Origin of the sequence: Tsukamurella sp. 1534 (assembly GCF_000312385.1) — a bacterium.
Taxonomy (GTDB): domain Bacteria; phylum Actinomycetota; class Actinomycetes; order Mycobacteriales; family Mycobacteriaceae; genus Tsukamurella.
In genome coordinates this window covers 2,208,684-2,219,196 of record NZ_HE997626.1, presented here as the reverse complement: position 1 = coordinate 2,219,196, position 10,513 = coordinate 2,208,684, and the positions used below count along the sequence as shown (strand labels likewise).

The 10,513-nt window shown below is 72.4% G+C and carries 13 protein-coding genes; 5 read left to right on the top strand and 8 right to left on the bottom strand.

The genetic code is table 11. The annotated features are described in order from the left end of the window. The coding region (locus tag BN39_RS10825; protein WP_019202418.1) for a DUF2339 domain-containing protein at positions 1-787 on the bottom strand (787 nt) is incomplete at its 3' end. A 47-nt stretch (positions 788-834) separates the two neighbouring features. Further along, a complete protein-coding gene (locus BN39_RS10820) occupies positions 835-2,364 on the bottom strand; it encodes an MFS transporter (protein ID WP_040766181.1) in 1,530 nt (509 codons plus the stop codon). Positions 2,365-2,429: 65 nt separating this feature from the next. On the opposite strand from BN39_RS10820, the gene BN39_RS10815 reads away from it, so the two are divergent. Further along, positions 2,430-2,900, top strand: coding sequence for a MarR family winged helix-turn-helix transcriptional regulator (locus BN39_RS10815; protein ID WP_019202416.1), 471 nt, complete (start codon positions 2,430-2,432; stop codon positions 2,898-2,900). A gap of 9 nt (positions 2,901-2,909) precedes the next feature. On the opposite strand, the gene BN39_RS10810 is transcribed toward BN39_RS10815, so the two are convergent. Next, entirely contained in the window at positions 2,910-3,626 is a 717-nt protein-coding gene (locus BN39_RS10810) for a DinB family protein (RefSeq protein WP_019202415.1), read from the bottom strand. 47 nt (positions 3,627-3,673) lie between these two features. Beyond that, positions 3,674-5,170, bottom strand: a complete 1,497-nt coding sequence (locus BN39_RS10805; protein ID WP_081585993.1) for an MFS transporter — start codon at positions 5,168-5,170, stop codon at positions 3,674-3,676. A 100-nt stretch (positions 5,171-5,270) separates the two neighbouring features. Here BN39_RS10805 and BN39_RS22230 point away from each other — a divergent pair, with 100 nt between their 5' ends. Beyond that, positions 5,271-5,699, top strand: coding sequence for a MarR family winged helix-turn-helix transcriptional regulator (locus BN39_RS22230; RefSeq protein ID WP_019202413.1), 429 nt, complete (start codon positions 5,271-5,273; stop codon positions 5,697-5,699). A gap of 24 nt (positions 5,700-5,723) precedes the next feature. Here BN39_RS22230 and tsaD read toward each other — a convergent pair whose 3' ends face one another. The 4 genes from tsaD to BN39_RS10780 are packed head-to-tail and all read right to left on the bottom strand — an operon-like array spanning position 5,724 to position 8,484. Further along, positions 5,724-6,758, bottom strand: a complete 1,035-nt coding sequence (gene tsaD, locus BN39_RS10795) for a tRNA (adenosine(37)-N6)-threonylcarbamoyltransferase complex transferase subunit TsaD (RefSeq protein ID WP_019202412.1) — start codon at positions 6,756-6,758, stop codon at positions 5,724-5,726. Beyond that, complete coding sequence (rimI, locus tag BN39_RS10790; protein WP_019202411.1) at positions 6,755-7,231, bottom strand: ribosomal protein S18-alanine N-acetyltransferase; 477 nt, start codon at positions 7,229-7,231, stop codon at positions 6,755-6,757. Before rimI ends, tsaD begins: the two co-directional genes overlap by 4 nt. Beyond that, positions 7,224-7,799, bottom strand: coding sequence for a tRNA (adenosine(37)-N6)-threonylcarbamoyltransferase complex dimerization subunit type 1 TsaB (gene tsaB / locus BN39_RS10785; protein ID WP_019202410.1), 576 nt, complete (start codon positions 7,797-7,799; stop codon positions 7,224-7,226). Before tsaB ends, rimI begins: the two co-directional genes overlap by 8 nt. Positions 7,800-7,857: 58 nt before the next feature. Then, complete coding sequence (locus tag BN39_RS10780; protein ID WP_019202409.1) at positions 7,858-8,484, bottom strand: TetR/AcrR family transcriptional regulator; 627 nt, start codon at positions 8,482-8,484, stop codon at positions 7,858-7,860. An 80-nt stretch (positions 8,485-8,564) separates the two neighbouring features. On the opposite strand from BN39_RS10780, the gene BN39_RS10775 reads away from it, so the two are divergent. The 3 genes from BN39_RS10775 to BN39_RS10765 all read left to right on the top strand — a co-directional run bounded on the left by BN39_RS10775 (position 8,565) and on the right by BN39_RS10765 (position 10,507). Then, the gene (locus BN39_RS10775; RefSeq protein ID WP_019202408.1) at positions 8,565-8,915 is read left to right on the top strand and encodes a DUF2834 domain-containing protein; all 351 of its coding nucleotides are present in this window, start codon (positions 8,565-8,567) and stop codon (positions 8,913-8,915) included. Then, positions 8,912-9,769 (top strand): alpha/beta fold hydrolase, encoded by an 858-nt coding sequence (locus tag BN39_RS10770; protein WP_019202407.1) that lies wholly within the window; start codon positions 8,912-8,914, stop codon positions 9,767-9,769. The genes BN39_RS10775 and BN39_RS10770 overlap by 4 nt, the downstream gene beginning before the upstream one ends. A gap of 90 nt (positions 9,770-9,859) precedes the next feature. Beyond that, complete coding sequence (locus BN39_RS10765) at positions 9,860-10,507, top strand: VOC family protein (protein ID WP_019202406.1); 648 nt, start codon at positions 9,860-9,862, stop codon at positions 10,505-10,507. Positions 10,508-10,513: the final 6 nt, after the last annotated feature.

The window sequence follows — 10,513 nt, the reverse complement described above, 5'->3', positions numbered from 1 at the left end:
GCAGGCCGTCGGCCGGTCCGGCGGCCGCGGCGAGCACCGCGAAGGTGGCCGCGGTGCCGGCGGACCGCACGACGTGCAGCCACGGCCAGGCGGCCGGGCGGCGCACCGCGATCGACGCGACCGCGAGCACGAGGGTGAATCCGCCCAGCAGGTACGCGTCGTCGGCGAGCGACGGGGCGAGCAGATAGGTCGGCGCGAACAGGGCCACCCCGAGCCACTGCGAGCGCCAGCGGGCGGCGAGGGCGAGGCCGCCGAGCGCGATGAGCCCGGCGATCGCGAGGCCGGCGACCGGGTGCACCCAGTGGTAGACGCCGGTCACGGCCACGGTGTCGAGATAGGCCGCCGCGACGCCGGTGGCGGCGAGGGCCTGCGCGCCGGTGCGACCGCCGGGGCGGCGGTGCAGCCAGAGCGCGCCGCCGAGCAGACCGCCGGCGAGGGCCGTGCCGAGACCGACCCGGACCGCGGGGCCGAGGAGGCCGGCCTGCGCGGCGAGCACGAGGAGGAACGCGACGCCGATGAGGGTGACGAGGACGCCGGTGCCGGCGAGCACCCGGGCGACGGTGAACACGGGAGCCGCCGGCGGCCCGGGCTGTGCGGGCGGCACGAGCGGCGCGGGCACTGACGGTGGCGCGGGCACAGTGCGCGCGGGGAATCGGGCGAGCGGCGGGGCGGGGGCGGCGCCGGCGCGGGCCACGTCGGCGAGCTCGGCCTGCATCCACTGCAGGCGCCGGACGGTGATGTCCAGTTCGCCCGCGAGCCGGGCGATGCGGGGATCGGTTGCGGTCATACCCCTACGCTGCCGCGCCGGATGCCGGCGCGGCAGCGTAGGACTACTCAATCGGCGACGGTGGTTCCCACGGACTCCGGCTCGGGGGCGTCACCGGACCTGCCCGGCCGGGCGAGGGCCAGGACCACCACGGTGCCGGCGAGACCGATCACGGTGAGTCCCACCACCACGGCGATCGCGGTGCTCATGCCGGGCAGCAGGTTCCCCGGTTCGGCGGCGCCGCCCGCGCTCGTGGTGATCGCGGTGACGACGGCCATCATGACCGCTCCACCCACCTGGATGAAGGTGTTGAGCAGACCCGACGCGAGGCCCTGCTCGTCGTCGTCCACGCCCTCGGTGGCCTGCGAGTTCACGGCCGGGAAGGTGAGGGCGAAGCCGAGGCCGAGCAACAGGATCGTCGGGAACAGGAACACCCAGTAGCTCGCGCCCGGCTCGGCCCGGAGGAACCAGGCGTAGGCGCCGAGGAAGGCGGTGAGGCCCACCGCGACCAGGACCGTGCTGTTCACCCGGTCGAGCACCGCGTCGATCTTGGTGGCGGAGGCCACCACCAGCAGGCCGGCGGGCAGGAAGGCGAGCGACATGGCGACGGGGCTCCAACCCAGCTGGTCCTGGACGTACAGCGTGACCAGGAACTGGAACGCCGCGTAGCCGCCGAACATGACGAAGCCGGCCAGGTTGGCGTGCACCAGGCGCACGGACCTGAGGATGGCGAGCCGCACGAGCGGGTGCGGGTGCTTGAGCTCGACGACGACGAACGCGACGGCGAGCAGCGCGGACACCACGAACAGGCCGATCACGGTGGGCGAGCCCCAGCCGAGGTGCGGCGCCTGGACCACGGTGTACACCAGGATCAGCAGCGCGCCGGTGGACGTGAGGGCTCCGGCCAGGTCGAACCGGCGGAAGGAGAACTTCTCCGACGGTGCGGCGTGCGGGATCACCTTCCACCCCAGGAACACGAGCGCGAGGGCGATCGGGCCGGGGAAGAGCAGGGTGAGACGGTAGGAGACCTCGGTGAGGAGGCCGCCGAACACCAGGCCCAGCGAGAAGCCGGAGGCGCCGCACACGGTGTAGATGGAGAACGCCTTGTTCCGGGCGGGGCCCTCGGCGAACGTGGTGGTGATGATGGACAGCCCCGCAGGGACGGTGAAGGCCGCGGCGACGCCCTTGATGAAGCGCAGCGCGATCAACACGGCGGGCACGTCGATGAAGGCCGTCGCGACGGAGGCGACCCCGAAGACGAGCACGGCACCGAGGAACACGGGACGCCGGCCCAGCAGGTCCGCCGCGCGGCCGCCCAGCAGGAGCAGGCCGCCGTAGCCCAGCACGTAGCCGGAGACGATCCATTGCAGCGCAGCGGGTTCCATGCCGAGCGCGGATTTGATGGAGGGCAGTGCCACCCCCACCATCGAGATGTCGAGGGCGTCCAGGAACAGCGCGCCGCAGAGGACGAGCAGCAGGAGCCAGGTGCGGGAGGTCCATCCGGTCGGGGCCGTCACGTGGAGCGCCGGTGAGCCGGACCGACCGGAGGCGATCGGGTTCTCGTGTGTCGTGGTCACGAGAAGCGACTCTATGCGCATGCATTCAATGTGTCTACATTTAATTCGGAGGAATATTTTGCGGAGGTCCGGTGTAGCATGTGGCCATGACGGTCAAAGGCGACGTCGCGCACGACACGGACTCCCCCGCCACGAGTTCTCCCGGCGCGGACTCCCATGCGGACGAGGTGCTCGCCGCGCAGTGGCACCAGCTGATGCGGGATTACACGCGCATGTCCTGCGCCCTGGATCGCGCGCTCAGCGCGCACGACCTCACGTCGTCCGAGTTCGAGGTCCTCGAGCAGTTGGCCCGCGCCGGCGCTGACGGACTGCGCATGGCGGACCTGGCGGAACGGGTGCACCTCTCGCAGTCGGCGCTCTCCCGCCTGGTCGCCCGGCTGGAGCGCGACGGGCTCGCCGCGCGGTCGATGTGCGCGAACGACCGGCGCTCCGTGTTCACCACCATCACCGAGGAGGGCGGGCGCCGCTACCTCGTCGCCCGCCCCACCCAGCGCGCCGTGCTCCGCGCCGAATCCGCCGGCTGCCGCGTGGGCGAATACCTCTGCGGCGAGGAGTGATCCGACGCGTCAGCGATCGTCGGCCTCGATCAGGCCGAGGTCGCGGACGCAGTAGCGGTGGTGCTCGAACGTCTCGGTGAGAACGGTGCCCAGGCACTGCCGCACCGAACGTCCCCGGGCGTAGGGCGGCCAGACGTCGTCGGCCGGCACCGGCGCCGGCACCGCGAGCCGCTCGGACGTCACATCGTCGAGCCAGGCCTCGAGCTCGGCGGCCTGCGCCGCGCGCACACCCACGATCTCGTCGAACGCCGGATCGAGCTCGAGGTCCAGGCCGTTCGCGCCGCGGTAGGGCTCGACATCCGGCCCCATGCCGATCGGCGTGAACCGCTCGGCCGCCCCCAGGCAGCACCGCCGGAACCACGAGTCGTGCACGAAGATCAGGTGACGCAGGGTCTGCGCGGCGGTCCACTCCCCGTTCACGCCGCGCCGCTCGACGCCCGGCGTGCGGCGGATCCGCTCGATCGTCGCCGACCATTCCGCGTGCAGCGATCGGGCCGCTCGAAGCAGGTCGGCCGGGCCGTCCGAACGGATCAACGGGCGCACCGGATACCGCCGGTCGAGCTCCGCCTCGACGAATCCGGTGACGTCGACGCCGTTCACCACCAGATCGGAGACGAGCCCGTCGATCACGGCGCCCTGCATCACGACACCCACGAGGCGCGCCCCGCTCAGATCGCACTCGCGGAACTCCGCCCCGCGCAGGTCCTCGTCGACGATCCTCCTCACCTGTTCGATCCTAGGCGCCCGGGAGCCGCACCGCGCGCGACCGACGGTCAGGCCTGAGTATCCGCCTCCGCCTTCGGCTTCGGGATCAGGAGCGCGATCACTGCCGCCACGATCGCGGCCGCCGCCGCCACCACGAAGATCGTCTCGAAGGCACCGGCGGTGGGAATCACGTGTCCCGCCACGGTCACGGACTTGGCGGAGATGATGGCCGCCGCCACCGCCGAGCAGATGGTGGTGCCCAGCGAGCGCATGAGCGCGTTGAGGCCGATCGCGGCGCCGGTCTCGTTCTGCGGCACCGCGGACATGATGATCGTGGGCATGGCGGCGTAGGCGATCGCGACGCCCACGGTGCCCACGATGGACGCGATCGACAGCTTCCAGGCGGCGTCCATGAGCAGGTACGCCAGCACGTATCCGGCCGCCACCACGAACGCGCCGATGGCGAGCGTGACCGAGGGGCCGATCCTGCGGATGAGGATGCTGGACACCGGCGCGAAGATCATCATCATGATGCCGCCGGGCATCATCCACAGGCCCGCCTCGAGCATGCTCTTGCCCAGGCCGAAGCCGGTGGCGGTGGGGAACTCCATGATCTGCGGGACGCAGAGCATCATCGCCATCATGCCGAAGCCGATCGTGACGGTCGCGATGTTGGTGATGAGCACCCGAGGGCGGGCGGAGGTGCGCAGGTCCACGAGCGGATCCCGGTGGCGCAGTTCGTAGAACCCCCACGCGAGGAGCACGACGAGGCCGCCGACGAGCAGGCCCAGCGTGGAGCCGGAGGCCCAGCCCCAGTCGTTGCCCTTGGTCACCGCGACGAGCGTGGCCACCAGGCCGACGGCGAGGCCGATGGACCCGACCACGTCGATCCGGCCGCCGACGCCCGGCGCACCGTCGGGAAGGACGAACAGGACGGCGGCGAGGATGAGCGCCGCGAGCACCGTCGAGACCCAGAACAGCATGTGCCAGTCGTAGGTCTGCGCGATCCAGGCGGACAGCGGCAGGCCGATCGCGCCGCCCACGCCGAGGGTGGCGCTCATGGCGGCGACCGCGGTCGCGGTCATCGACGGGGGCGTGACCTCGCGCATCATCGAGATGCCGACGGGGATGAACGCCATGGCGAGGCCCTGGAGCATCCTGCCGACGAGCATGAGCACGAGCCCGTCGGACAGCGCACAGGCGAGCGAGCCCGCCACGAGGAGCGCGGCGCTGAGCACGAGCACGCGGCGCTTCCCGATCATGTCGGCGAGGCGCCCGCCGATGGGCATGGCGACGGCGGCGGCGAGCAGGGTCGCGGTGATCACCCACGAGGCGTTGGCCTGCGAGGTGTTCAGCAGCTGCGGCAGTTCGGGCTGGATCGGGATGACCAGCGACTGCATGAGGGCCGCCACCATGCCGCCGAAGCACAGGATGACGACGGTCACGAGCGGGTGGTTGCGGCGCGAGGAGCCCGCGCCCGCGGCGGAGTGCTCGCCCGTCGTGGAAACGGTGCTGGTCACGGGGACCGCCTTTCTACGCTGAGGGCGACTGCATGTGTGTAACATACATATCGTTGTCGTCCGCAACCATATGTGCGGCGGGCGGCGGCACGCAACACGGACATCGTGAGGGGCCCCGGCCCGGAGCGCGGCACACGGAGGGCACATGGACGACGCGGCGCGCCGCTTGGAGCGCGAGATCAACGCGCTGGGCCGACACATGCGGGCCCGCCCGAAGTCGATGGAGCTGCGCCTCGACCGCTCGGCCTATCTGCTGTTGCATCTCCTGGACTACGCCGGGGCGAGCACACTCAAGGAGATCTCGTGCGCCCTGGAGCTCGAGCAGTCGACGGTGAATCGGCAGGTGAACAAGGCCATCGAGCACGGGCTGTTGGAGGCGTCCGGCGACGTGGGCGGCCCGAAGCGGATCTCCGCGACCGACGCGGGGCGCGCCGCGTTCCAGTGCGACCGCGAGGTGAAGCTGCGCGGGATCTCCTCGATCCTCACCGAGGTGGACGAGGCGGACCGGGAGGCCCTGATCTCGGGCCTGGTGGCCCTCAACGCCGCGCTGGAGGCGCGGGCGGGCGGGAACTGACCCGCGCCCGGAACGGGCCTCCGGTCAGAGCTTCGTCTGCGTGACCGACAGGCCGGGGTCCGTGGCGGCCCGGAGGTCGGTGGGCGTCGGGTCCGCGTCGATGACGTGCGCACCCAGGGCCGCGATCATCACGCCGTTGTCGGTGCAGAGCCGCGGCTTCGGCACGCGCAGCTCGATCCCTGCGGCGTCACACCGTTCCTGCGCGAGCGACCGGATGCGGGAGTTCGCGGTGGCACCGCCGCCCAGCACCATCGTCTCCACGCCGGTGTCCTGCGCCGCGCGGATCGCCTTGAAGGTCAACACGTCCGCGACCGCCTCCTGGAACGAGGCCGCGATATCGGGCACGTTCGGCACACGCCCGGCGGCGCGCTCCGCTTCGACGTGCCGCGCGACGGCGGTCTTGAGGCCGCTGAAGGAGAAGTCGTGCCGCGCGTCCTGCTGGCGGGTCATGGCGCGCGGGAAGCGGATCGCGGTCGGATCGCCCTGCTGCGCGAGCTCGTCGATGACCGGCCCGCCGGGGTAGCCGAGGCCGAGCAGGCGGGCCACCTTGTCGAAGGCCTCGCCGGCGGCGTCGTCCACGGTGGTGCCGAGCTCGACGATCGGCGCGCCCAGGTCGGTCACGTGCAGCAGGTGGGTGTGCCCGCCGGAGACGAGCAGCGCGACACAGGGCGGCATCGGCCCGTGCTCGAGGGTGTCCACGGCCACGTGACCACCCAGGTGGTTGAGGCCGTAGAAGGGCACGTCCCACGCCGCCGCATAGGCTTTCGCGGCCGCGACGCCCACGAGCAGGGCGCCCGCGAGCCCGGGGCCGATGGTGACGGCGAGGGCGTCGGGCCGGTCCACGCCGGCGGCGGCGAGCGCGCGGTGCATCGTCGGGACGACGGCCTCGAGGTGCGCGCGGGAGGCGACCTCGGGCACGACTCCCCCGTACCGGGCGTGCTCGTCCTGCGACGAGGCCACCTCGTCGGCGAGCAGGGTCGCGGTGCGGGACTGCGGATCCCAGTCGACGATGCCGACGCCGGTCTCATCGCACGAGCTCTCGATCCCCATGACGATCATCGGGCGTCCTCCTTCGCCACCGGTTCCCGCTTCATCGTGTAGGCGTCGGCACCGGAGGGCCGGTAGTAGTTCTTGCGCACCCCGACGATCTCGAACCCGTTGCGCTCGTACAGCGTCCGGGCGGGGTCGTTGTCGGTGCGGACTTCGAGGAAGACGGGGCCGCCGTGCCGGTCGGCCACGTCGAGGAGGGTGCGCAGGAGCGCGTAGCCCACTCCCCCGCCCTGGTACGCGGGATCGACGCCGATCGTGAGGACCTCGGACTCGGGGAAGAAGCTGTTGCCCAGCAGGCCGATCCCGGCGTAGCCGACGAGCCGCTCACCATCGCGGGCGGCGAAGAACCGGGTGTGCCGCTCCGCCGCGAACGAGGAGGCGGGCCAGGGGCTGTCGCCCGCGAACAACACCGTCTCCAGTTCCGCGCAGCGCTCGGCCTCGTCGGGCCGGAGCGGGCCGAGGGCGACGTCGCGTTCAGCCACGGGCGGCCATCTCCACGGCGTCCGGCCGGCGCAGGTACAGCGGCACCAGCGGCCGCGGTTCGGTGCCGATCAGGTTGCGGCCCACCGCGACCAGCGTCGCGGGGGTCGGCGAGCCCTCGACGACGCGCGCGCCCGCGGTGTCGAGCTCGGCGGGCTTGATCACGCCGGGCCCCTCGGCGCGGGCACCGTCGGCGTACCGCGCCCAGTAGACCTCCTTGCGGCGGGCGTCGGTGACCACGACCACCTCGCCGGGTTCGCCCGCGGCGATCGCGTCGAGGCTGCACACGCCGTGCACCTCGATGCCGAGCGCGTCGCCGAACGCGGCGGCGGTGGCCATGCCCACCCGCAGGCCCGTGAACGGGCCGGGGCCGCAACCCACGATCACGGCCCCGAGGTCGGTGCGCGACAGCCCGGCCTCGTCGAGACATTCGAGCAGGTACGGGACGAGGACCTCCGCGTGACCGCGGGAGTGCGTCCGCCCGCGCTGGGCGAGCACCTCACCGGATCCGAGGTCGACGATGCCCACCGTGAGCGCCGGCGTGGCGGTGTCGATGGCGAGCACGAACATACGTGCAGGTTACCGCCTGTGGACGGGCGGCCCGAATCCGCGACCGGGCCTCCCGGATTCACGGAGCGACGGCGAGGGCGCGGAGGACGCGCACAGTGACCTCCCGCACCTCCGCGAGCGCGGCGTCGCGATCCGCGCTGCGGGAGAGGTAGAGCGCCGATTCATCGAGCATGCCCAGCAGCATGTGCGCCGTAGGACGGACGGGCAGGGGCGCGATCTCGCCCTCCTCCACGGCGCGGGTGAGCAGCCCCTCGATGACGGCCATGCCGTACTTCTCGCCGCGGGCCCGCCATTCCTCCCAGCCCAGCACCGCCGGGGCGTCCACCATGGTGATCCGCGTGATCCCGGGGTCGGCGAGCACCGCCGCGAAAGCGTCGAAGCCCACGATCATCGCGTCGATCGCCCCCTGCGCCCCGGCGGCGGCCACCGCGGTCGCCGCCGCCCCGATGGTCTCCTCCTCCACCGCGTCGAACACCGCCGCGAACAGGCCCCGCTTGTCCTCGAACTGGTGGTAGAGCGCGCCGCGGGTGACGCCCGCCGCCTCGACGATCGCCTGCGTACCCACGCCGGCGAAACCGTGCTCGGCGAACAGTTCACGCGCGGCGGCGATCAACGCCGCGCGGGTCGCCGCGGTGCGCTCCGCCTGCGTGCGGCGACCGCTCCGATTACCACCATTGACTTCCATACAGGTTGCACGTAACTTTCATACCGAGTGTTCGTAACTACGCTCCGTAGACTAGCCCCGCCGACCCCCAAGGGCGTGCCATGAGACGGTTCTACCTGGTCATGATGGTCATCGGCACCGTGGTGCCGTGGGTCTTCTTCGGCGGTTTCTTCGCCGCCGAGGGCCCGGACATCCCCCTCTTCGTCACGAGCCTGTTCCCGAACGGCGCCGCGTCCGGCTTCACGGCGGACGTCCTGCTGTCCATCGCCGTGTTCCTCGTGTGGTCCTTCGCCGACGCCGCCCGGGCGGGCGTCCGGCGCTGGTGGCTCGTCCTCCCCGCGACGTGCCTCGTCGGCCTGTCGCTCTCCCTGCCCCTGTACCTCTACCTGCGCGAGACGGCCCGTGGCGGCGCGGCGCCCGCGCGGCCCGCACCGTCAGGAGCCCCCGCATGACCATCGCCTCCCTGCCCTCCGGCACCGTCGACTTCCACGTCTACGGCCCCGAGACCTCCCCGCACCCGCCCGTCCTGTTCGTGCACGGCGTCCTCGTGGACCTGCAGCTGTGGGACCGCGTCGCGGGCACGCTCGGCGCCGCCGGGCACCGCTGCTACGCGGTCACGTGGCCCCTCGGCTCGCACCGGATCGCCTGCCCCGACGCGGTGGCCGACGGCCCGCGGGGCGTCGCCCGTCTGATCGCCGAGTTCATCGAGGACCAGGGCATCGCGGGATGCACGCTGGTCGGCAACGACACGGGCGGCGCGATCTGCCAGTTCCTGCTGCACGAGCGGCCGGAGCTGGCGGCACGCCTCGTGCTCACGGATTGCGATGCCTTCGAGGTGTTCCCGCCGCAGCCGTTCGCGGCGCTGTTCGGACTCCTGCGGCGGCGCCCGCTGATCGGCCCCCTGATGTCGACGATGCGCTCGACCGCCCTGCGCCACTCGCCGGTCGGTTTCGGGATGCTGCTCACCGATCCGGATCCCGAGCTCACCGCGTCCTGGGTGCGCCCCACGCGGGCGGCGAACCGGATCCGCGACGACCTCGCGACCCTGCTGCGCGGCATCGCGCCCGCCGAACTCGCGCGGGTCTCGCCGGCGATGCGCGACTACCCCGGCCCCGTGACGCTGGTGTGGGGCATGGAGGACCGCTGCTTCACACCGGCGCTGGGCCGGCGGCTCGCCGCCGCGTTCGGCGACGACAGGCCGGGCGGCACGCGGTTCGTGGAGGTCGACGGTGCGCGCACCTTCGTCTCGCTCGACCGCCCGGACGCCGTCGTCGAGGCGATCGAGGCCATCGCCGCCGTGGGGTGACGATCACGACCACGCCCGCTGGTCGCCGGCGCGAGGGGAGAACGGCGCGGACGCGGGACGCCTGTCAGCGCGCGGGTGCACCATGGAGACATGAGCGAGAACACCGACCTGACCGACTGGGCGCCGCTCGTCCGCGGGCTGCGCACCCGCTTCCGCACCGGCGACTTCGCCACCGGCCTCGAGCTGGTGAACGAGTTCGGGGCCGCGGCGGAGGCGGCGAACCATCATCCCGACATCACGCTGACCTACCCCCACGTCGATGTTCTGCTGTTCAGTCACGACGTGGGCGGCCTCTCCGATCGGGACCGGGCCCTGGCGGCGCGGTTCTCCGAGATCGCCCGGGCGCGGTCGATCGAAGCCCGCCCGCAGGACCTGTCCGTGGTCGAGATCGGGCTGGACACCGCGAACGCCGCCGCCATCGCCCCGTTCTGGGCCGAGGTCCTGGGCGCCACGGCGAAGGAGGACGACGGCGATATCGAGATCCGGCACGGCGATGCCGACGCCGTGCTGTGGTTCCAGGCCACCGAGCCGCACGAGACGCCGCGCCAGCGGTTCCACCTGGACGTATGGGTGGACCCCCGGGAGGCGCGGGCCAGGATCGACGGTGCGCTCGCCGCGGGCGGGCACCTGGTCTCGGACGCGCACGCGCCCGCCTTCTGGGTGCTGGCGGACACGGACGGCAACAACGCCTGCATCTGCACCACCGCGGGCAGGCAGGCGGACGGCGTCACGCGGTAGCGCGCC

Coding starts and splice junctions, on each gene's coding strand:
- BN39_RS10820 (WP_040766181.1), bottom strand. CDS start 2,364: ATGCGCATAGAGTCGCTTCTCGTGACCACGACACACGAGAACCCGATC.
- BN39_RS10815 (WP_019202416.1), top strand. CDS start 2,430: ATGACGGTCAAAGGCGACGTCGCGCACGACACGGACTCCCCCGCCACG.
- BN39_RS10805 (WP_081585993.1), bottom strand. CDS start 5,170: ATGTTACACACATGCAGTCGCCCTCAGCGTAGAAAGGCGGTCCCCGTG.
- BN39_RS22230 (WP_019202413.1), top strand. CDS start 5,271: ATGGACGACGCGGCGCGCCGCTTGGAGCGCGAGATCAACGCGCTGGGC.
- tsaD (WP_019202412.1), bottom strand. CDS start 6,758: ATGATCGTCATGGGGATCGAGAGCTCGTGCGATGAGACCGGCGTCGGC.
- tsaB (WP_019202410.1), bottom strand. CDS start 7,799: ATGTTCGTGCTCGCCATCGACACCGCCACGCCGGCGCTCACGGTGGGC.
- BN39_RS10780 (WP_019202409.1), bottom strand. CDS start 8,484: ATGGAAGTCAATGGTGGTAATCGGAGCGGTCGCCGCACGCAGGCGGAG.
- BN39_RS10775 (WP_019202408.1), top strand. CDS start 8,565: ATGAGACGGTTCTACCTGGTCATGATGGTCATCGGCACCGTGGTGCCG.
- BN39_RS10770 (WP_019202407.1), top strand. CDS start 8,912: ATGACCATCGCCTCCCTGCCCTCCGGCACCGTCGACTTCCACGTCTAC.
- BN39_RS10765 (WP_019202406.1), top strand. CDS start 9,860: ATGAGCGAGAACACCGACCTGACCGACTGGGCGCCGCTCGTCCGCGGG.